General features: G+C 44.5%; 17 protein-coding genes and 1 other RNA gene. 14 read left to right on the top strand and 4 right to left on the bottom strand.

The genetic code is table 11. The features are described from left to right. The first annotated feature begins 78 nt into the window (after positions 1-78). On the top strand, positions 79-3,120 hold the full coding sequence (locus L3V27_RS11680) for a cadherin repeat domain-containing protein (RefSeq protein WP_237311901.1): 3,042 nt from the start codon (positions 79-81) through the stop codon (positions 3,118-3,120). 64 nt (positions 3,121-3,184) lie between these two features. Here the strand turns inward: L3V27_RS11680 and tesB are convergent, their stop codons facing one another. Beyond that, positions 3,185-4,045 (bottom strand): acyl-CoA thioesterase II, encoded by an 861-nt coding sequence (tesB, locus tag L3V27_RS11675; protein WP_005390581.1) that lies wholly within the window; start codon positions 4,043-4,045, stop codon positions 3,185-3,187. 240 nt (positions 4,046-4,285) lie between these two features. On the opposite strand from tesB, the gene L3V27_RS11670 reads away from it, so the two are divergent. Continuing rightward, positions 4,286-4,720, top strand: a complete 435-nt coding sequence (locus L3V27_RS11670) for a YbaY family lipoprotein (RefSeq protein ID WP_012842007.1) — start codon at positions 4,286-4,288, stop codon at positions 4,718-4,720. 30 nt (positions 4,721-4,750) lie between these two features. On the opposite strand, the gene L3V27_RS11665 is transcribed toward L3V27_RS11670, so the two are convergent. Continuing rightward, complete coding sequence (locus tag L3V27_RS11665; RefSeq protein WP_134646971.1) at positions 4,751-5,053, bottom strand: DNA base-flipping protein; 303 nt, start codon at positions 5,051-5,053, stop codon at positions 4,751-4,753. Positions 5,054-5,310: 257 nt separating this feature from the next. Between L3V27_RS11665 and L3V27_RS11660 the strand changes: the two genes are divergently transcribed. The 7 genes from L3V27_RS11660 (at position 5,311) to udp (ending at position 13,606) form a co-directional block, all read left to right on the top strand. After that, the gene (locus L3V27_RS11660) at positions 5,311-6,054 is read left to right on the top strand and encodes a hypothetical protein (protein WP_046874702.1); all 744 of its coding nucleotides are present in this window, start codon (positions 5,311-5,313) and stop codon (positions 6,052-6,054) included. Positions 6,055-6,206: 152 nt separating this feature from the next. Continuing rightward, a complete protein-coding gene (locus L3V27_RS11655; protein WP_237311899.1) occupies positions 6,207-8,210 on the top strand; it encodes a GGDEF domain-containing protein in 2,004 nt (667 codons plus the stop codon). A gap of 137 nt (positions 8,211-8,347) precedes the next feature. Then, positions 8,348-8,444: signal recognition particle sRNA small type (gene ffs, locus L3V27_RS11650), an RNA gene on the top strand. Between the two features lie 208 nt (positions 8,445-8,652). Then, a complete protein-coding gene (locus L3V27_RS11645) occupies positions 8,653-9,387 on the top strand; it encodes an RNA methyltransferase (RefSeq protein ID WP_005390601.1) in 735 nt (244 codons plus the stop codon). A gap of 248 nt (positions 9,388-9,635) precedes the next feature. Beyond that, the gene (locus L3V27_RS11640; protein WP_005390603.1) at positions 9,636-10,055 is read left to right on the top strand and encodes a CBS domain-containing protein; all 420 of its coding nucleotides are present in this window, start codon (positions 9,636-9,638) and stop codon (positions 10,053-10,055) included. Between the two features lie 178 nt (positions 10,056-10,233). Next, a complete protein-coding gene (locus tag L3V27_RS11635; protein ID WP_237311896.1) occupies positions 10,234-12,540 on the top strand; it encodes a zinc/cadmium/mercury/lead-transporting ATPase in 2,307 nt (768 codons plus the stop codon). A 307-nt stretch (positions 12,541-12,847) separates the two neighbouring features. Continuing rightward, on the top strand, positions 12,848-13,606 hold the full coding sequence (udp, locus tag L3V27_RS11630; RefSeq protein ID WP_012842006.1) for a uridine phosphorylase: 759 nt from the start codon (positions 12,848-12,850) through the stop codon (positions 13,604-13,606). Positions 13,607-13,762: 156 nt separating this feature from the next. Here udp and L3V27_RS11625 read toward each other — a convergent pair whose 3' ends face one another. Next, complete coding sequence (locus tag L3V27_RS11625; RefSeq protein ID WP_005390608.1) at positions 13,763-14,923, bottom strand: DUF1887 family protein; 1,161 nt, start codon at positions 14,921-14,923, stop codon at positions 13,763-13,765. Positions 14,924-15,086: 163 nt separating this feature from the next. Continuing rightward, positions 15,087-17,078 carry a methyl-accepting chemotaxis protein gene (locus tag L3V27_RS11620; RefSeq protein WP_005390610.1) on the bottom strand — a complete coding sequence of 664 codons (1,992 nt, stop codon included), beginning with the start codon at positions 17,076-17,078 and terminating at the stop codon, positions 15,087-15,089. A gap of 267 nt (positions 17,079-17,345) precedes the next feature. On the opposite strand from L3V27_RS11620, the gene hinT reads away from it, so the two are divergent. The 5 genes from hinT (at position 17,346) to thiK (ending at position 21,120) form a co-directional block, all read left to right on the top strand. After that, positions 17,346-17,696: a purine nucleoside phosphoramidase gene (gene hinT, locus L3V27_RS11615; protein ID WP_005390611.1), complete on the top strand. Its 351-nt coding sequence runs from the start codon at positions 17,346-17,348 to the stop codon at positions 17,694-17,696. Between the two features lie 71 nt (positions 17,697-17,767). After that, positions 17,768-19,165 carry a hypothetical protein gene (locus L3V27_RS11610; RefSeq protein ID WP_237311894.1) on the top strand — a complete coding sequence of 466 codons (1,398 nt, stop codon included), beginning with the start codon at positions 17,768-17,770 and terminating at the stop codon, positions 19,163-19,165. Continuing rightward, positions 19,165-19,557: a YcfL family protein gene (locus L3V27_RS11605; protein WP_005390620.1), complete on the top strand. Its 393-nt coding sequence runs from the start codon at positions 19,165-19,167 to the stop codon at positions 19,555-19,557. The genes L3V27_RS11610 and L3V27_RS11605 overlap by 1 nt, the downstream gene beginning before the upstream one ends. A gap of 66 nt (positions 19,558-19,623) precedes the next feature. Continuing rightward, positions 19,624-20,214 (top strand): penicillin-binding protein activator LpoB, encoded by a 591-nt coding sequence (lpoB, locus tag L3V27_RS11600; protein ID WP_005378467.1) that lies wholly within the window; start codon positions 19,624-19,626, stop codon positions 20,212-20,214. A 24-nt stretch (positions 20,215-20,238) separates the two neighbouring features. Beyond that, positions 20,239-21,120: a thiamine kinase gene (gene thiK / locus L3V27_RS11595; protein WP_237311892.1), complete on the top strand. Its 882-nt coding sequence runs from the start codon at positions 20,239-20,241 to the stop codon at positions 21,118-21,120. Positions 21,121-21,185: the final 65 nt, after the last annotated feature.

The raw sequence follows: 21,185 nt of genomic DNA, 5'->3' as shown, positions 1-21,185 counted from the left end.
CTCAAAAATGGAGATAGTGATTAATAAAACATCGTATTATTATCGCTAGCACTTATTTGTGACAAAGTGTTTCTAAAAATGAACAGAAAATATTATTTGCTTTTTCTTGCGGCTTTACTCGCTGGTTGTGGTGGTGGAGGTGACTCTAAAACGAACAATACAAAGACACCAACTACGATAACAAAGCAGAGTCGTCCACAGTTAAAAGCTGAAGACACGGTATTGAAGTTTGAGGGCGTGGGAACCGTTACAGAGGCAAAATTGAGCAATGTACATGGCTCGGTGTCTTATCAAGTCATTGACTCTAATCCGCTAAATGTTGTGAAAATTAATGACTCTGGAATGCTACAAATTTTGCGTCCAGGAACGGCAACAATTCTGGCTACGGATAACAGTTCTGCTTATGAATCCTCTGAAGCACGATTTTCTATCACTGTGGAACGAGGTATTAACACAGACCTTTCGGTTAGTGATCTAAACTTCAATGCAATCGAATCTGAAGGGAAAGCGCTGACCGTTCGTGGCCAAAAAGGTGAATTGAGTTATGAAGTAGAAAGTGGTCATAACTTGATTCGGGTTGATCAGAACGGTTCGGTATATTCATTAGGCTCAATTGGTCAGGCGTCGGTACTGATTACTGACTCAGGTAACGAGCTTTATCTGCCGAAGCAAGTTCGCGCGACGGTGAAGCTTCATGGAGTAGCATCCGGGCAACTTCAATTCGCCTTGCTGGAAGACGAATATAGAAAAGGGCTGACGTTAGAACCTGCACGTTTAGATAAAGCTCAAACGCAAAGCATCACATACAAAATTATTCGCAGCGAACCAGACAACAAAGTTGCCGAGTTACTCAACCCTGAGTCAGGTGTGCTCCTTGTTCATAATGTTGGGCAGTTAACCGTTGAAGCGACAGCAACTTACAGCGATGCCTTTCTAGATAAGCAGCAAACGGCGCAATTTGTTGTGGATGTAAAACAAGGTCAACGCGAAGCAATCAGCGTAGCGGATGTTGTGAAAACTTATGAGGAAGGTGGCCGAATTTTCCCTAAGGTGACGAACGCTCGCGGCGACTATTCACTGCGAATTATTAGCGGCACAGATGTTATCGCTAAGTCTATGAGCAGTGAAGCACTGCTGATCAAAGGTGTAGGTACGGCTGAAGTTGAAATCTACGAGCATGAAATGCGTAATTATCCTGCAAGCAAAGCTCGCTTCAATGTTGAAGTTAATCGCGCGCCTCATCCCGTGATGAACGACATTGAAATGTCGCTTATTTATCAGCCTAGCCTCTCAATTCCTTTGGCATTTTCAGGACAAAAAGGCAACGTAAGCCTAGTCGGTAGTTTACCGGACGGCTTAAGAATGACCGATGGCAAGTTAGAAGTAGAGACGGCTGGAGAATATCGTCTTAAGTTTGAAGATGATGGTGGGGATTTATATCAACCAATTCAGTTTAATGTAGTCATCAAAGTAGCGAAAGCTGCGGGACAAGCCATGGTGACACAAGATTATGAAATGGTGTATAGCAAAGACTATAGCTTTGATCTTCGTCGTGACTTTGGTTTAAGTACAAGTAACGATCATGTAGAACTCGTTGATAACACTGCTACAGATGTTATAGAGGTTACTGCGGATGGACGTGCCTATGTTTACAAAGCGGGTAAAGCGACGTTAACAGTTCGCAGACAGGAGAGCGCGAATTATACTGCGGGTCCAGATCAGAAAGTGTACGTTAATATTCTTAGTGCGCCGAGTCGGATTGATGTGCAATCCGATGTGGAAGAGACTTGGAAAACCAGCCAGCCTTATGTTCAAAAACCGACCATCTCTGGTACGGTTGGCGAAGTTTCGTATCGATTTGCAGAAAATGCAGCAACGGATGTGGTTTCCCTAGACAGCAAAACGGGCGAGATGCGCATCCTCAATGCTGGCAGCACAAGAGTTGTTGTATCGGATGCAGGGGACGATAAATTTACTCCGGGTGAAAGCAGTTTCTCTGTAACGATCAAACAGGGCACAAACCCTGTATCGATTGCTTATCCAACGGTAGACTTTTCAGCGGGTACTATTATCTCACCAGTGATGAGTGGAGGAGAGGCGAAAGCCAGCTATCGTCTTATTAACCAAAAAGATCCTGTGGTTGAGTTAGTCTCTTCTGAAACGGGGCGTTTGAAGATTTTGCACGCAGGCGAGTACCAATTAGAAGTGACGCTAACTGCACGTAACTATACAACTAAAACCGTATTAGTTAACGGCACCATTAATAAAGCGGATCATCCCGGTCTTACCACGAAACTTCAAACCGTTGAGTTTACGCCTTTCAAGGCAATTGACTTAGATTTCGGTAGAACGGTCGGTACTCGAACTTACTCATTTGGCGATACTGTGAGCAAAGATCTTGCCACGTTAGACAATGCGAATGCAGAGTTGACGCTAACCAATTACTCTCAATACCATTCTATTGCTCTAGATATCTCTGAGAGTGAATCGCGAGATTACAAAGCGTTACCAAGAACAAAAGTCACGGTTAGTGTCGATTTGGCAGAGTCGGGTGTTGCAGATAAATACACACAACTTAATAGCGAACAAACCGTTATTGTGAGCACGCTTAGTGCCCCACAGTTTGCCAATTTAGAAGAGAGTGAATTTGGTATCTTGGGTTCGCGTTCGGTACGTGAACCGACGGATGACGAGTTGCAAAAACACGGTAAAGGTAAGGTTGTGCTATTTATGTTTAAGCCAGTTGGTAGCGATGACCGAAGACAAGAAAAGGCAGCGTGGGTGCATGTTGCTCGATTCGATGGATGTACATCAGAGCTATTTGCTGATGACCTTAAGCCTTTTAATGCAATTGGTTATGATGATCCAGGGTATTGCACCAGCGGTAGCACTATCCGTATGACTCGGTTCTTAGTGATTGATGATTCTAATTTGGAAGACATAGAGTATGAGTTGGCTGCACCAATCATTACTTACCGTCGTGGGGTGCGTGAATTTTTAGCAACGGATAAAGGTGGATTCTATGCTGACCCAAATGTCGTTTACGGGAAAAGCGAATACGGTTACCCGAAATCACTTTACGAATGGTCGGTCATTACTATGAAGTATCAACCAAATTAATTATCGTTTGATACCCACAAAAAAGGAGTGCTGAGCACTCCTTTTGTCGTTTAGGGTTTAGCGGTTACTTGGTATAGCGCATTACACCTTCTTGCACTGCGGTTGCCACTAAATGACCTTGCTGGTTATAGATTTCGCCACGCACTAACCCGCGAGTATTACTCGCTGTTGGGCTTTCTATTGCGTACAACAGCCATTCATCCATTTTGAACGGACGGTGGAACCAGATTGAATGGTCAATGGTTGCAACTTGGAAGTTTGGCGTCATTAATGACACTTCATGTGGGTGCATTGCTGTCACGAGGAATCCCCAATCTGATGCATAGGCCAACAGGTACTGATGTATAAGCAGGTTCTCTGGCATTTCACCATTGGCACGAATCCAAAGATACTGTTTAGGCTCTGCTTTTTTGGGTTTTAGAGGGTTGATGACCGTAACAGGACGGGTTTCAATTGGCTTTTCACCACAAAATGTTTTGCGTAGTCGCTCTGGCAGGAATTCGGCTATATGGCTAGCAAGCTCACTCTCAGAGGCGAAGTTTTCTGGGCCAGGAATGTCTGGCATTTCCTTTTGATGATCAAACCCAGGTTGATCGCCATGGTAAGACGCCGTTAGGTAGAAAATAGGGCGTCCATTTTGAATCGCCTTAACGCGTCTGGTGCTGAAGCTACGGCCATCCCTTAGGTTTTCTACATCATAAATGATGGGCTTTTCTGGATCACCAGGGTACAAAAAATAGCTATGGAAGGAGTGCACCGCGCGTGTTTCTTCAACGGTGTAGCGCGCAGCAGAAAGCGCTTGCCCAATCACTTGGCCGCCATACACTTGAGGCAAACCTAGGTTTTCACTTTGGCCACGAAACAAGCCTTCTTCTAATTTTTCGAGTTGTAGTAGGCTGAGCAATTCTCGTAATGGTTTACTCATTGTGTCTCCTCACCGTTGTCTTTCACTCCAACTTACCTCAACAGTCTCACTCTTGTGAAGTGCCATAGTTAAGAACTATTGAGTAACTTAGAAATAGTATTGTTCCGATTATGAAACAAAATCAATTGTTTGATAAATTCTAACTCAGTCAAACTATTGTCAAATAAACTGACAGGAAGCAGACAGTTTTATATTCCACGCCTATAATTGCTCCGGTTTAATACTCTTTTCGAGGAAGATATGAAAAAAACACTACTGCTTGTTACTTCTTTACTCTTTGGGGCTGCGTTAGTGGGTTGCCAAACTTCTCAAAATACAGAAATGGAATCTGCAGAGGCGTCAATGAAGACGATTACAGGTACAGTGGCTTACCGTGAGCGTATTGCTCTGCCGCCAAACGCAGTGGTTACCGTCGCGTTAGAAGATGTGTCTTTGGCTGACGCGCCAGCAAAAGTACTAGCAAAGCAGACATTCGAAACGGAAGGTAAACAAGTTCCTCTTTCTTTTGAGCTGAACTACGATAACAATGAAATCAAACCAAACCATCGTTATAGCGTCCGTGCGCGTATTGAAGTGGATGGTAAATTGCGTTTTATCAGCGATACACATAACGGTGTAATCACAGATGAAGCACAAACTCACCAGTTGGATATTCGTCTAGTTGGTACGCGTTAATATCAAACTCAGCGAACAAAAAATGGCAGCCTAAGGCTGCCATTTGTATTTTCTTAGCGAAATTTTTCCAATCTCAGACACTTCAATTCCTTCGGCTTCTAATTTCTTTGTTTGTCGTTCTAAATCACTGCCCTTTAAGGATATTTTTCCTTGACTATTTATCACTCTAAACCACGGGAGTTTGCTGTCCTCTGGCAAATTACCAAGCGCTTTACCAACATGTCTTGCGTAGCCCGGGTAACCTGCCATTTTTGCGATTTCCCCGTAGGTGGAGACTTTTCCTTTTGGAATTTGGTGAATTACAGCAAAGATTTGCGCTAAAAATTGGTCCATACTCAAAAGTGTCTATTGTGGATTACTAAGGAATGGTAAACCATCGGACTTGTATATTGCTAACGGTTCTTAACGTTTATATTGCCCGCGATTGACTTTTGTTGATCACATTTTCTCTTCAGCCGTGCCGTATGTTAATGAGCGTTAAAAAGCATAAAACAAACACAAGCTAAGCTTGAATCTAGACCCTCTCAACGACTTTTAATCCCAGTTTTTGCCGTTGAGTTACCAAGTAGGTGGGGAAGCCAGGAGGCGCTATGATTTTATCGACACTTCAATTTTTCATTACGACTTTGCTCGCAGTGGTGTGCGTTCGAGCGATGAGTTTGAGCGAGGGAGATATTCCCGTTCTTGCACTCATGATCCCGGCGTTGTGGATCTTGCCACAAGGTGGGTTTGCAGGCTTGGTGTTGCTGGGCGCAATGATGGCTTTTGGCGCTACGCTCTCAATGCAGCCAATTGCGCTATCGATTGGTATTTTGATCCTTTTCCCACTTTTAATGGTAGTGTTCTCTCGTAGAAGTTCGTTGGGCGTCCTGCTCACCGCAGGCCTAATCGTACTTACTCTACAAGTCGGTATTATGGTCACGCAACAAGGTGGGAAGCTGGATGGCTCCGCTTGGGTTACAGTGGTTCAAACTGTCGCTGTCATGGCGATGTGGTGGTCTGCTGTACATTGGACCCCATCCAATAAGCACAGCTGGTGGCCGATGCTGTTGTTGTTCCCATTATGGATTGCTGGCTTGCCATATGCCGTTCTTGTGGCACTGAGCGTGACAGGAATGCTGGCTTCAATGGAAACCCTCGCGAAGCTTAAACACTCCATTCGTTGGAGTAAACTATTGTGCTGGACATTACCGACCGTTGGCTTTGCTGCCTTAGTGGTAAGTCCGACTACAGATGTACCAAACCCTGTTTTTGTTGTTTGGATCTGTTTGTTAGGAACGGCTTGGATGACGGACTATATCTTACGTAGCAGCGATGAACAGGCAGAATTATGAGTATTTCGTCAGGTAAAAAGTGACACGTGCGGCAGACTATCGAATTGGTTGTGGAACAAAATGAAGATTAGTATATGTTCTTCATTTCATATTTACTAAACTTCCAATAATAATAACCACATTATAAGTAGTTGATTTAAGATAAGTTTGTCATGACTACCTTTGCTCGAACACTGTTGCTTTTTACTTGTTGCCTACTGAGTTTGAATGTAAAAGCTGAATCACCTTTAATTGCTCATTATAAAGTTGCGACAGAAGCGGATGATGTCGTCACCCGTGTTCTTTTTAATGCTGCATCGAAAGAGTTCGGCTTTACCGTTCAATATGTGAACTATTCCAGCTTTGATGCCATTCTAAATTCCGTCGCGAATGGAGAAGCGGACTTTGCTGCTAATATCACTTACACAGAAGAGCGTGCTCAACGCTTTAGTTACTCCCGTCCAACTAATATCGAATATACCTACCTTTTTGGTTTAAAAGACTCGACGTTGAGTGATATTTCACGAGTTGGCGTCCCTAAAGATACGGTTTATGCCGAATTACTCAAACAATACTACCCGGAGCTAAAACAGGTCTCTTATCAAGGTCATGAGCAAGCGGTAACGTTACTGAGATCAGGCGTTGTTGAAGGCGTAGTCGATGCCATCAATCAGCTTAAGCCGATGCTGCTGGAGGGCTTTGACGCTAAGATGTTGAATGATCAGATTTCGATAAAGCCAGTATCGATCATCAGTAAAAAAGATCATCACCTCGAAGAGTTGGATACGTTCGCTACGTTTATTCATGGGGAAGGAGTGCAAAAGCAACTTCGTGAAGAGATCTCCCAGTATCAATTTGAATTAAGGCGAGCGGCATTGCGAGAATCTATTCGCTTATTACCTCTTGATTTCAGTGAGCCAATACGGATCAAGCTCGAATCTATCTTTCCATATGTTGTTTACAACGAAGACGGCAGTATCGAAGGGATGACGGCAGATGTCGTCCTGAGAAGCTGTGAGATCTTGGCATTAAACTGCGTGATCATTAGTGAGCCAAATGAAAGTTGGGGTTCCATGTATCATGAGTTTATGCAGGGGAATTTTGAAATTTTAGCGCCGTTAACGGTCAGTCGCGAGCGACATGAATTTAGTTACTTTCCCAAGCCCCATTACTCACCAGCATCCGTTATGGTCAAGCGTTTAGGTTACAAGCCGAACACTTACTCTCATGTGTCACAGTTGATCTCTGAGCGGATTGGCGTGGTTGAGGACGACTTTTTCGACCAAATGATGACGCAACTTTTACCGCTAAAAGAGCTGAAACGTTATCGTAACCAACAAGAACTCATTCAGGGTTTATTGAATGAAGAGGTCGATTACATTCCGATGGATACCGCGATGCTCAACCACTTTTTACGTCTGAGCGAGTTGGTTCCGATAGAGCAGGACACGGCGATTGGTGAGTTTTACCAGTCACAACTTTCTGTTGGATTGGTGGCGAACGAGAAAGGTGCCATGCTTGCTCCTTTTTTCAGTCGAGCGATAGCGATGTTGGAAGTTGATAAGATAATTGCCCAGTACGACCTGCGCCCAGATTGGCGTACCGCGCTTGAATATGAGGTTCGGCTGGCGACGCAAACACAGGCTGTGTTTGTCTTTGTATTGTTGTTTGCGATTTGCGTTTCGCTTTATCTTTACCGTCAATCGAATACCGACAATTTAACGGGGTTAAGAAATCGCCGCGCGTTGCAAGTAAAACATCGAAAAGGCGTAAACAAAGAGCTATCCATACTTTACTTGGATATTAACCACTTCAAACGAATCAATGATACGTACGGTCATCGTGCTGGTGATGAGGTGTTACAATTATTGGCGCTAAAAATTCATTATGTATGGTCAGGGAAAGGTTACCGGATAGGGGGAGATGAGTTCATCTTGTTGGGCTACCCGACTCAAGCAGAATTAAATAGGGCAATGAAAGAGCTCAGCAGAATTGATGTAAAAGGCAAACTGTGTAGTGAGTTAGAGTCTGTGGGTATCTCTATCGGTGTCTCTGCAAAGAGAGAACAGCACATGAGCTTAGAGCAAGCCATGCATTTAGCTGATGAAGATATGTATTCAAGTAAGCAGTCAACACGCCGCTATTCTTCTTCTCATCGTTACGTGGCTCAATCATAGAGGAATGAATTGATCGAGTTTTGTCCAAACGGTAATGAAATGACGAAATTCAAGGTTTTTGCTCTTGCATTATGAGGGCTGATACTGAATAATCGCCCCATCGATTGAGGCAAGTCCTCTCGAAAAGAATTATGGGGCTCTGGTCCTCTCGCAACAATAGCTCGTGAACTCGGTCAGGTCCGGAAGGAAGCAGCCGCAGCGGGTGACTTGTGTGCCGGGATGTGGCTGGGGTCCCACCCTTTAAAAGCCCTGCGTATATCGCAGGGCTTTTTTCGTTTTTGAACCCTCTTTTACTGCGTTTGCTCTTCAAAGTCTTCTGATGAATCAAGTTTCTTGAGGTTATTTAGGTATAATTTATAATCTCACGCGCTTGATACCGAACTGTCGTGAAGATTGTTTCGAGTACATTCGCCGAATAACCATTTTCACCTGGGATACTTTAATGATTTCAAAAAACCAATTAAAACTGCTTCGTGCTTTAGGTCAAAAGAAACAGCGTAAAGCGCATGGCTTATTCCTAGTTCAGGGTGAAAAGAACGTTTTAGAGCTGGCAAGCAGTTCATTAAAGGTGAAGCATGTCTTCGCAACCGAGGCATTTCTCGAACAAAACGCTAGTGCGCTAAGTGGTTTTGATTGCATTGAAGCATCGCTTGACGACCTGACCAAAGCGAGCACTCTCGTGAGCAATAACGCGGCCATTGCAGTGGTTGAAATCCCGAGTGTAAAAGTGCCTCAAGCAAAAGGCTTGATGATTGCGCTAGATGGTGTATCTGACCCAGGTAATCTAGGAACGATTATTCGTGTCGCAGACTGGTATGGCATCAAGCACATTATTGCGAGTACAGATTGTGCTGATCCGTATAACCCTAAGACGATCAGCGCGACCATGGGCAGTTTTGGCCGCGTACAAGTGAGTCTGGTTGATTTGCCAAGTTACTTAGAAGAAGCCAATTTGCCAGTTTATGGCGCGTTTCTGGAAGGGGAGAGCGTTCATAAAACGGAATTCGCTGCTGAAGGTATTTTGTTGATGGGCAGCGAGTCCCACGGCGTCCGTGAAGAAGCTGCGAAGCTCGTGACAAATAAGATCACGATTCCGGCATTTGGTGGTGCTGAGTCGCTGAATGTCGCAATGGCAACCGGTATTATTTTAGACAATATGCGTCGACATCATTGTTAATGTAACTATGCGCCAATAATGAAGCCAGTCAATTTGACTGGCTTTGTTGTATTTACCACCTGTTAAAAATGAGCCCATTTGCAAGTTGTACTCAATTAAACAACAGTGAATGCCGATGATGACTTAATTTTGATTCAGATCAATAGGCTGCACCTATAAATAAAATTACTCATTTCCATTTAGTAAATTCAGGAAATTAGGCGACACTTATCTAAAGGCCGCAATAAAATGCCCTTAAGGAGATAAGAATGCATTCATTAAAAGTAAAAGATTACATGACGTTGCAAGCGGTGACCTTCACTAAAGATATGTCACTTTCGGCTGCTTTGAATAAAGTCATGCAAAGCGTCACATTAGGTGGCCCCGTCATTGATGAGAATGAAAAGGTAGTTGGATTCTTATCAGAACAAGACTTGTTAGATAAATTGGTGAAAGCGAGTTATCACTGCCAAGACACGCATACCGTTCAAGAGTGTATGCATGACGATGTTTTATCTGTTTCTCCAGACATGTCAGTGATTGAGTTGGCTGACATGATGAAGATTGGTAAGCCAAAAATGTATCCAGTGGTTGACGGTAAAGGTAAATTGGTTGGCGTTATCACTAGGCGAGATGTGCTGCGCGCCATCGGGATGACTTTAAATGAGTGTTTTAAGCATCCAGTTTAACCTTTTTGATCAAATATCATATGTGCTTGATTTTAAATAAGTCATTTGGAAAGACGCTTCGGCGTCTTTTTTATTTTCAATCGACGAGTTTTTAAAAAATCACCTTGACCTTGGAGCTAGCTCTAAGGTTTATCCTTAGTCATAGGCAAAGAGCCTACACCAATAAGGAAAATAAATTATGTGTACGAAACATCAAGGTTGCCAATCTAGCAAAATCAAAACTGCGGTGCCGCTTGGCGCGAGCGAGTCGTGCTGCGCACCAGTAAAATCTTCACTCAACATTTCTCAAGCTGGCGTAGAAGTGTCTGAAAGTTCATGTTGCAGCGGAGGGAGTTGTAGCGCCGACCCAGGTGAGGAAGAAGAGCCCTCAAGGGAGAATGATTCCTCAATTCGAAACTCGTGGCTTGTGTCAGGTATGGATTGCCCTTCATGTGCACAAAAGCTTGAGAAGGCTATTACGTCTTTGGAAGGTGTTAGCCAAGCAAAAGTCTTGTTTGCAACAGAAAAACTGGTTGTCGATTTTGACGATCGCGAGCTGACCTCTACGATAGAGCATACAGCCCAACAAACAGGTTTTCCACTTTCTTCACTCGATGCTCCAAAACCAAATACCGCAACGAAGGGCTGGCGTGGGGTAGTAAAAGACAACATTCAAATTCTCTCTATTGCTAGTGCGATGGTTGTCGCGGCAATAATTTCTAAGATCGACCCTCAAATAAGCACTTGGTTATTCACGTTGACCTGTTTACTGGGTTTATACCCAATTGCGCTCAAAGCGTTCAAGTTGGCGCGTAGCGGTACGCCTTTTGCGATTGAAACGTTAATGAGTGTGGCAGCGCTCGGCGCTTTATATTTAGGTGAAACCGCTGAAGCGGCAATGGTGTTATTGCTTTTCCTTATTGGTGAAAAGTTAGAAGCATATGCATCATCCCGCGCTCGAAGTGGTGTCCAAGCGCTAATGGACTTAGTCCCAGAAAATTCAATTTTAATTGTTGATGGTGAGCGTAAAGAGGTGCCTGCAGCTCAGCTTAAGCCGGGGGATATTATAGAAGTTGCCCCCGGTGGTCGCTTGCCAGCGGATGGTGTGTTGCAAGATGCGCTTGCGAGTTTTGACGAAAGTGCGTTAACGGGAGAATCCGTCCCCGTTGAGCACCAAACGGGTGGCAAAGTGATGGCCGGAGCTGTGGTTGTCGATAAAGTCGTTCGTTTACAGGTGACTTCTCGTCAAGGCGAGAATGCGATTGACCGAATTCTCCATTTGATTGAAGAAGCAGAATCTCGTAAGGCACCATTAGAACGTTTTCTGGATAAATTCAGCCGTTGGTATACGCCGCTGATGATGTTGGTGTCCTTGATGGTTATCGTCACGCCACCACTGTTGTTTGCTCAACCATGGGAAACGTGGATTTATCGAGGACTTGCCCTGTTACTGATCGCCTGTCCGTGTGCGTTGGTTATTTCAACGCCTGCAGCGATTACTTCTGGCTTGGCGGCTGCGGCGAAGCGGGGGGCATTAATCAAAGGTGGTGCGGCGCTTGAGTTGCTTGGTAAAGTGGAGTCCGTCGCATTTGATAAAACCGGTACATTGACGCAAGGTAAGCCGCAGGTGACCGACGTCTTTGCTTTTGATGTAGATGAAGACAAGTTACTTAGCCTGACAGCCTCAATCGAAGTCGGCTCAAGCCATCCTCTCGCGGTTTCTTTAGTTAATAAAGTGCAACAGCAGGGGCTTCCTATTCCTGAAGCGCTAGATAAAACCGCGCAAGTGGGCTCTGGTGTCACTGGTTACGTCGATGGGAAAATAGTCCAAGTAGTCACGCCTTCTAAGGCCGATTTCCCACTTTCTCAAGAAACCGAAGAGCGAGTGGTGACGTTGGAACAACAAGGTAAAACGGTTGTCATTGTGCGTTACGATTACGAGGTCATTGGCGTGATTGCATGGCAAGATACATTGCGCCCAGATGCCCAAGAAGCTATCGCTACGTTGAAGGATCTTGGGATAACGTCGGTGATGCTAACCGGTGACAACCCGAGAAGTGCTGAAGCAATGGCGACCAGAATAGGCTTGGATTATAAAGCAAGCTTATTACCAGCAGATAAAGTGCATTACGTCGAGAAACTATCACAGCAACACACCGTTGCAATGGTGGGAGATGGTATTAATGATGCGCCAGCGATGAAAGCTTCGAGTATCGGTATTGCGATGGGAGGCGGTACGGATGTTGCGCTGGAAACGGCCGACGCGGCATTAACGCACAATCGTCTGATTGAGTTACCTGCCATGATAGAACTATCGCGTGCGACGTTAAGTAATATTCGTCAGAATGTTGCGTTAGCGCTTGGTTTGAAAGGCGTTTTCTTGGTGACAAGTTTACTGGGCATTACGGGTCTATGGGTGGCAGTATTAGCCGACAGCGGTGCAACTGCACTGGTTACGTTAAATGCGTTGAGATTGCTCCGTTTTGAGTCCAAGCAGGCCAAGTGACCTACCTAACTAGCTAATAAAAAGCCCGAGGCATTTGTATCTCGGGCTTTTTTAACCGTATCGACGAAATCTAATAAGATGTTTTAGTTTGTTTTTGAAATCACGCATCGCTATGCAACAAAATGAGCCAACCCCCCCCAAAAGTGTGATCATTGCTTGTTTTGGGTGAAATTATAGTTTCATTACATTTTCTCATTGTGATTGTGATCACTCTATGTTGGTGAAAGGTTCGCTACAGTGCATTTGTACCCAATAACTGATTAATGAGCTTATTGTTCATAAAATAAGCCACAATAAGGAGCGACTTATGTCTCAAGCTGTATTTCATTTAGGTGTTACTGAAGCTGATCTTAATGGTGCGACTCTAGCCATCATTCCTGGTGATCCAGCGCGCGTTCAAAAAATCGCAGAACAAATGGAAAACCCAGTATTTCTAGCAAGTCACCGTGAATACACGCTATACCGTGCCGAATTAGACGGTAAACCTGTTGTGGTTTGTTCTACAGGTATTGGTGGCCCTTCTACCTCTATCGCAGTTGAGGAACTCGCGCAGCTTGGTGTTCGTACTTTCCTACGTGTTGGTACAACTGGCGCAATTCAACCGCATGTAAACGTAGGTGACATGATCGTAACGACGGGGTCAGTTCGCCTTGACGGTGCGAGCCTGCACTTTGCGCCAATGGAATTCCCAGCAGTTGCTGACTTTGAAGTAGCAACTGCAATGAAAGCGGCAGTAGAAGAGTCTGGCGCTGCGGTTCACATGGGTGTGACGGCTTCAAGTGATACGTTCTACCCAGGTCAAGAACGCTACGACACGTTCTCTGGTCGCGTTGTTAAGCGTTTCCAAGGTTCTATGCAAGAATGGCAAGACATGGGCGTACTTAACTTTGAGATGGAGTCTGCAACATTGCTAACAATGTGTGCGAGCTCTGGTCTAAAAGCAGGTTGTGTAGCGGGTGTAATCATCAACCGTACACAAAAAGAGATTCCAGATCATTCAACTCTGAAAGAGACGGAAGCTCGTTCAATTAAGGTGGTAGTAGAAGCAGCGCGTAAAATGCTGTAAGCCGCGATAATTGGCATTTAAAACAAACGGAAAAACCAGAGGCACGCTTCTGGTTTTTTTCTACCTATCTAAACCCACACTTAAAAATTAGGTATAAAAAAAGCAGCCTGTAACGCTGCTTTTGATCATTTTGAATTCTAGCTTTTATCACTGATACTAGATCTCGTCCGAGCCGCCTGCGTCTTTAAACCAAGCCGTTAGGTGCGTTCTTAAATCTTTAAGCTCATCAGGACCAATCAGAGCTAGCCCCAAATCTTCTGCACGAGTAATGTCATTGTGACGAAGCGGTCGGAAGCTCACCAGCATTGCACGTGCTTGTAAACCACCTAGCAGATCTCTGAGGGATTCTAGCTTGTACAAGGTGTCATCGCCGTCATCTCGCATGCCTTTGGTTTTACACTCAATGATGTGGAGCTTGTTGTTTACTACTGTTGCAACATCCAACTCATTGCGTACTTCACTTTCACCAAGTTTGCGATAAACCTGAACATTCAAAGAGCGATCTTGAATCGTCGGCATCGTATCTTGAATTTGCTTGACTGTGCTGTGTACCAGAGTCTCTAACCATTCACCGTTTGAAAAGCGGCGTGCATCTTCATCAGCAAACGTTAGAACGCCATTCTCATAAGTGGCGATTTGCGCTTCCACTAAGTCCGAAAGCAGCATGTTGAGCTCACGGTAGCCTTGTTGCTTTTCAGAAAGCTCCACATCAAGTTTTTGCTCTTTGCGGCATGTGGTTGCAAGGTAGTTAAGAGTCGCTAAGCCTGGACCAAGTTCAAGCGCATTTGAGGCCCAGCGTTCACCAAGTTCATACAGTTTTTTATCAAGAAGAGGAGGTAAATCAACGTGATGGAACTCGCCGCGTGCGCCGAAGATAGTGAGGTAGTCAGCAATCGTAATGTGGTCTTCGACTTGAGTATCTTCTTTGCCATCTGGGTATAACCAGCAAAGCTTATCGCTACTTGGCTCAACCACAAAAATTGGCCAGCGATAGGTACGGAAAACCTCGTACACAGACAATAAGCGATGACGAAGACCGCAACTGGCGTTCAATTTCACATCTTCGCCGCGCTCATGGAGATCTTTTGCCAGTTTTTGAATCGCTTGTTTGATCAGCGAAGTATTGACGGCGGATGGGATTTCAAAAAATTCGGAAGTAATGTCTCGTTGCTCTAAAACGGCACTCAGTCGGTCAAATATATCTAACTGGCTCTTGTCTCCGATGAAGACGATATGTGTGCTTAGCGTACGATTATCTAATAGAGGAGTGACCAATCTCACTGGGTCTTGGTCGATAATACCAACATGAACAGCCATAGATTTTCCTTTTTATGAGGCCGCTCGAAAAGAGATGTGCAAGGGGATGAGCTGGCCATATTAATCATATGTAGACATGGCTGATAAAAAACAAGGGCGACTTAACAAAAAGTCGCCCTTATACAGTTGATTGCACTGATTAATGCTCAAATTTATAAATTATTTATAACTTAAAGCGGTGAACCAATTCATTCTGTTGATGAGCCAAGTGAGTCAGGGATTCACTGGTCTGTGCGATGCTCGACATAGCTTGGAAGCTTTCATCGGCGATACTATTGATATCTTCAATACTGCGTGCAATGTCTGCTGAGGTTTCACTTTGCTCTGCTGCCGCTTGCGAAATATGCGTACTCATTTGGCTGATTTCGATGATTAGCGCTTGAATCTCTTCCATTGAGCTGTTCGCTTTTGATGCTTGCTCAACAGACATCTCCATATCGCTCATACAGCTTTGTATTACTTGATTTGCTGACTGAGAGCTGGATTGCAGATTACTGATCATCGATTCAATTTCAGTGGTGGACTGAGTGGTTCTGGATGCAAGCACACGCACCTCATCGGCCACTACCGCAAAGCCGCGACCTTGTTCGCCAGCGCGAGCCGCTTCAATTGCTGCATTCAATGCCAGTAGGTTAGTTTGTTCAGCAATGTTGCGAATCACATCGAGGATAGAACCAATTTGACCACTCATTTTTTGCAGTTCAGAGACAGCGGAAACGGATTCGTTCAAACGCGTTTCCAGTTGATTTATGGTCGAGATATTGCTGCTCATGACATTTCTGCCTTCTTCAGAGGCAGATTCGACACGCTGCACCATTTCTAGTGAGCCTTGTGCACTTTGAGCGACTTCTTGCACTGAGTGAGACATTTCCGTCATTGCGGTCGCAACGTTTGCTGTTTGCTCGCGTTGTGAACTTAATTTGCTTTGCGCTTGCGAAGACGTGCTTTCGTTTGTTGCTGCGGTCGAAGATAGGTTCTCTGACGCTTCGTTGAGTTTCACTAAGATCTCGTGAAGACTGTCGGCTAGTGAGTTAATGTGTCCACTCACTCGGCTGAACTCGTTGTTATAGCGAATATCGATACGTTGTGTCATGTCACCTTCAGTCAGGCTTTCAAGCACTTTTAGAATACGAGTCAATGGCTCGCGAACGCTATGCGCGATGTGGTAGCCAATCGCTGTGGCAAGTAGCACGACGACAACGCCAATGATGATGGCTTTCGTCACACCCGCAGAATAAATGTCACCAGCGTCTGCTAACGATTCATTAAGTTTATCCGTTGCGGTTGTCGTAAATTGCTCAAGAATCGCCATCGTTGAATCAACTTTATTCGCTAGGTTGGCGATGTTGTTGTATAGCGCTGCACGAGCATTGAGGTAATTATTGTGCTGGTCTAAGACACCTCCACGCATTCCCACGTCGCGTGTGAATTGTTCTACCGACTCACCAAACGCTGTTTTTAGTTCAGGTAATTGAGTAACTAAACCACGGAAAGCATAGTTCAAATGAGTCACTGCTTTGCGGTTTTTGGTCACGGCTTGCGTAACAAACTCAGGATCAGAGCTGGCGAGGGCATCAGAGGTTATAACTTCGGCATCTTTTAGCTTAATGAAGTAACTCTTCGCCATGACTTTGACAGAAATGCTGGTTTGATCTGCCACATATTCTTTAAGGCCGACCGACAACTCGGTATTCAGCTTTTGGAAGCGACGTGACGATTTTTGCACTTTTTCCTGCGCAGCGAACATCGCTTCGTAGTTGTCCATGGCTTCAAGAGCTTCAGTAAAATAGCTCTGCTCTAACGTTTTTAATTGTGAAAACGGTTCGGCAAGAGAGGGGTAGATTTGGCTTGCAGTTTCCAGTTGAGCCAAAGTGGATTCGAAACGTTGTTGAGATCTAGCAAATTCCTGACGCATTTCATCCATGCGTTGTTTATTCTCTGTCGTCAGAAAATCTTTAAACGATTTGTCGGCAGAAAGCAGTTCAACACTGGTTTGGTTAGATAACGATACCAGTGGTAGGGATGATTTAGACACGGTGCCAAACTTCCCGTGAATATCACTCATTCCTCCCATCATAATGGCAATTGTGACGGCAAATAGGATGATGATCAGAGCAAAGCCCGCATACATCCTTTTAATAACTGAACCTCGCATAAGTGAGCTTCCTCTCCCAAAATAGACAAGCTACCCAAGAATTTTGAGCTTACTTGGGTATAAAAATAATAATTGTCTTAAAAAAGTAACAAAATTCATTGGATTGTATTGAGTTTGTGACGCGCATTTTATGACGCACACGACAAAAAAAGCTTCGTTAATTAGCGTTTGATTAATAATGTTAAGTGAACACTGTTTTTATTGAGCTCCGCTTTTGGTTGGCGCATACTAATTGGGGTCTAATTACCTTTATAAAATGGAGTCCTCATGGCGGAAGAAACGATCTTTAGTAAAATTATTCGTAAGGAAATCCCAGCCGATATTCTTTATCAAGATGAGTTGGTGACTGCGTTTCGCGATATTAACCCGCGCACACCGAGCCATATTCTCATTATTCCGAATAAATTGATCCCAACAACGAATGATGTTGAAGCTGAAGATGAAGCAATGATGGGGCGTTTGTTCACTGTTGCTAAAAAACTGGCGAAAGAGGAAGGCATTGCGGAAGACGGCTATCGCCTGATCGTTAATTGTAACCCGCACGGTGGCCAAGAGGTTTACCATATTCACATGCACCTATTAGGCGGTCGTCCTCTAGGTCCAATGGTATTGAGCTAAGCTTTAAAAAGTGGGTGGCGCAGTTCACCCACTTCTTTTTCCTGTCGAATGACACATTTGTGGAGATAAATGTGAAACTAGGTGTAAAGCTGTTAGGGCTGATGAGCTGGGCTTTAATGGCCTCTGGCTGCGCGAATTTGTCTGCGGGCAATCTGTTTAGTCACTACAGCAACCAGAATCAAGAAGTTTATCAAGCCGTTGTTGCCGGGGAATATGCGAAAGCGAAACAACTTCAATCGAGCGAAGTGGGTGGCGAGATACTTGGCAACTTTGAAAAGGGCCGTATTTCTTTTCTTGCTGAAGATTACCCGACAAGTTTGAAAGCGCTGGAAAATGGTGATCGTGCCGTTCGTGTTCAGCAAGATCGCGCGACTATTTCTGTGTCAGAAACGGCAACGAGCGTCGGCTCTCTCGCAGTGAACGACAATCTCCAAGATTATCATCCCGCCGATTATGAACTTGGCTTTCTGCACCTTTATCTCGGGCTAAACTATTTACAGAAAAACGATTTGGAAGGGGCGCTTGTTGAAGTGCGTCGAGCCAATCAAGTTCAGGAAGCGGCCAGAAAGGCGCGTGAAAAAGAACTAAAAGCAGCAGAAAAAGACCTGAAAAAGCAAGGCATGTCTGCCAATTTAGGCAGCGTGTTGGCGAGCTACCCTGATGCTGGTAAAAAACTAAGCGCAGTACAAAACGGCTATTTGTTCTATCTTTCTGGCTTGTTATATGAAGCGTCACGAGATTTAAACAGTGCTTATGTTGATTACCGACGAGCACTCGCTGTGATGCCAGACAACAAACAAGTTGTTGAAAGCACGTTGTACGCCGCTAAGAAACTAGGCATGCGTGAAGACTTACGCATGCTAGAGAAACGGTATGGTAAAGCATCTTCTGGGTTAACTCAGTCTCAAGGTCGAGTCATCGTTATTGATGAACAAGGCGTTGTGGAGGCTTTGAAAGGTTGGCGTATTGATCTACCGATTTACGACAGTCGCGATAATGGGGCCATTTATTCGTTGGCGCTTCCTTATTACCCGAATCGGGGTGCGCAACGTTTTAGCGATGTGGTTTTAAATGGTCAGGTATTGCCTTCTAGCACGCTGACTGATGTTAATGCGATGGCACAAAACGATCTTAATGAACGTCTGACTACAATGGTGATCCGTCAAGCTCTTCGCGTTTGGGCAAAAGATCGAATCCGAAAAGAGGCGGCGAAAAAAGGCGATGATGTGGGTAACATACTTTTCAATGTATGGAACACATTGACCGAGCAGCCGGATACGAGAAGTTGGCAAACATTACCAGCGCAAGTGAAAACGGCATCAAAAGTCGTGAAACCGGGGACACAAAGTTTAAACTTGGGTGATCAAACCTATCAGTTTGAAGTGCCTGCACAGCAGACTACATTGGTATGGGTATCTCGTCAGGGAACACACTCAACCGTGTGGCATAAACAGCTAGGGAGACTGTAATGAAAGCATGGCTTATTTGTTTAGCAATGGCTATTGGTTTAGTTGGATGCGCCGAAAACACGGCTGGTATTCGAATTGATGGTCAAACGCAAAAAGTATTTTTTAATGATAACGTTTTGGGTAGTCGCTTATTAGTTGACAACATCACCACCACTTACGTTGATGATCGTCCACGTGGAGTGGTGCAACTAAGCAGTAACTATAAAGGTGACCAGCACATTCTTTACCGCTTCTATTGGTATGACAATAATGGTTTAGAAGTAAATACCAAGCCTGGCCCATGGCGCAAAATGATTGTGCGAGGGTTTGAGCAAGTCACGTTATCTGAAGTTACTGTGAATCCAAATGGCACCAAATTCCGTGTTCAAATTAGAGAAGCACAAGACAATTAATCTTAACGGCTTTGCCGAAGCTGCCGCGCTAACGATGCGCTGGTATTGAAAAACTAAGGAACTCTCATGAAAAAAAGTATTATTGCTCTTTTAGGTCTTGCCGTCATTTTGGGTGGCTGTTCTAACAAAGTCTCTTACGGCGATGCGCAAGCAACAGAAACCACGACTATCGATTTTGGCTCAACAGATTTACAAAAAATCGCGGCTGAAATGGTTGATAGCATGATGATGTCGGGTTCTGTAGCAGCAATTACTCGTGATCAACGTCCTATCGTTTTTGTTGAGCGAATTAAGAACAAGACCAGTGAACACATTGACACTGAATCCATTACCGACACTATTTCTACTAAGATGCTGAACTCTGGTAAGTTCCGCTTTGTTGATATGGACCGTGTTGAGTCTGTGCGTGAACAGCTTAACTTCCAAAACACGGATGAGCTGGTTAACCAAAGCACAGCGATCCAATTTGGTAAAATGGTGGGTGCGCAATACATGCTTTACGGTAACCTATCTAGCATCGTCAAAAATGCAGGTAGCGATAAAGATGTATACTACAAGATGACCATGCGCCTAATGGACCTAGAAACAGGTTTGATTGAGTGGGCGGATGAAACGGAAATTCGTAAAGCGCAATCGAAGAGCTTATTCGGTCTTTAATCGATACTGATGGAGAAGTCATCAATGGCATGGTTTTCTTGGCAACAAGCAAAACAGTTAGATCCGAGTCTTAATGCTCTCGATGGCTTCTTTACTGAGCCTCCGGTAAAAGTTCAAACCGTTACCGGGGGGCTAACCAACCGTTGTTGGCGGTTGGAATCCTCTCAAGGCCTTGTATACATCTGGCGACCGACCAGTAATGTTTGCAAGGCTTTTTCAATTTCTCGCCACAATGAATATCAAGTTCTGAATGCTATCTCTTCATTAGAAATTGGCCCCAAGCCAGTGTTTATCCACGAGCAAGGTTTACTGGTGGAATGGATCGAAGGGCAAGCACTTTCAGATGTAGGGCTACCAGTAAGAGATTTATTATCCATTGCGGCGACCATTCATCAGCACCCGATCAGCGCGCTCCCTTTGGTTCCATTTTCTTATATTTCTCGCATCGATCATTATTGGCTTGAGCTTGATGGTCAGTATGCGGATACGGAATTTGAGGCTCTATACATGAAGTGGCGCACGGAACCGAGTGTAGCGCCGATTCCACTAGCTCTTTGTCACTTTGACCTGGGGTGTTACAACCTCGTTCGGGGAGTGAGTGGGGTGAAAGTCATTGATTGGGAATATGCTGGTATTGCTGACCCTAGGCTTGATTTGACCTTGACTATTCAAGTCGCGGATGCGCCTGTGGAAGAGGCAGTGAAACAGTATTGCCAAATTCGAGGTATTGACGATACGTCTCTTTGGTTAAGTGGTGTACAGGCGTGGCAGCCAAGAACCCTAGTGATGGCGATGCTTTGGTATCTACTGGCCTATAAATTGTGGGGAGATGAACAATACTTAAACAGTGCGTATGAGTTGAAAGGCTCATTGTGTATGGAAGATCACTGTTTTGAGAACTCGTGATATTTTCCCCTTTAACAGTAAGGAAATAGTGGTAGTTTTAATAAAAGTACCAGATACACACAGGG

Source organism: Vibrio sp. J2-3(2022) (assembly GCF_021725735.1).
GTDB classification, from domain to species: Bacteria; Pseudomonadota; Gammaproteobacteria; order Enterobacterales; family Vibrionaceae; genus Vibrio; species Vibrio diabolicus.
The sequence above is the reverse complement of the archived record's forward strand: the minus strand, read 5'-3'. Positions and strand labels throughout refer to the sequence as shown.

Bases quoted from the DNA above. Each gene is read 5' to 3' on its own strand.
- L3V27_RS11680 (WP_237311901.1), top strand. From the start codon at position 79: ATGAACAGAAAATATTATTTGCTTTTTCTTGCGGCTTTACTCGCTGGT.
- tesB (WP_005390581.1), bottom strand. From the start codon at position 4,045: ATGAGTAAACCATTACGAGAATTGCTCAGCCTACTACAACTCGAAAAA.
- L3V27_RS11670 (WP_012842007.1), top strand. From the start codon at position 4,286: ATGAAAAAAACACTACTGCTTGTTACTTCTTTACTCTTTGGGGCTGCG.
- L3V27_RS11665 (WP_134646971.1), bottom strand. From the start codon at position 5,053: ATGGACCAATTTTTAGCGCAAATCTTTGCTGTAATTCACCAAATTCCA.
- L3V27_RS11660 (WP_046874702.1), top strand. From the start codon at position 5,311: ATGATTTTATCGACACTTCAATTTTTCATTACGACTTTGCTCGCAGTG.
- L3V27_RS11655 (WP_237311899.1), top strand. From the start codon at position 6,207: ATGACTACCTTTGCTCGAACACTGTTGCTTTTTACTTGTTGCCTACTG.
- L3V27_RS11645 (WP_005390601.1), top strand. From the start codon at position 8,653: ATGATTTCAAAAAACCAATTAAAACTGCTTCGTGCTTTAGGTCAAAAG.
- L3V27_RS11640 (WP_005390603.1), top strand. From the start codon at position 9,636: ATGCATTCATTAAAAGTAAAAGATTACATGACGTTGCAAGCGGTGACC.
- L3V27_RS11635 (WP_237311896.1), top strand. From the start codon at position 10,234: ATGTGTACGAAACATCAAGGTTGCCAATCTAGCAAAATCAAAACTGCG.
- udp (WP_012842006.1), top strand. From the start codon at position 12,848: ATGTCTCAAGCTGTATTTCATTTAGGTGTTACTGAAGCTGATCTTAAT.
- L3V27_RS11625 (WP_005390608.1), bottom strand. From the start codon at position 14,923: ATGGCTGTTCATGTTGGTATTATCGACCAAGACCCAGTGAGATTGGTC.
- L3V27_RS11620 (WP_005390610.1), bottom strand. From the start codon at position 17,078: ATGCGAGGTTCAGTTATTAAAAGGATGTATGCGGGCTTTGCTCTGATC.
- hinT (WP_005390611.1), top strand. From the start codon at position 17,346: ATGGCGGAAGAAACGATCTTTAGTAAAATTATTCGTAAGGAAATCCCA.
- L3V27_RS11605 (WP_005390620.1), top strand. From the start codon at position 19,165: ATGAAAGCATGGCTTATTTGTTTAGCAATGGCTATTGGTTTAGTTGGA.
- lpoB (WP_005378467.1), top strand. From the start codon at position 19,624: ATGAAAAAAAGTATTATTGCTCTTTTAGGTCTTGCCGTCATTTTGGGT.
- thiK (WP_237311892.1), top strand. From the start codon at position 20,239: ATGGCATGGTTTTCTTGGCAACAAGCAAAACAGTTAGATCCGAGTCTT.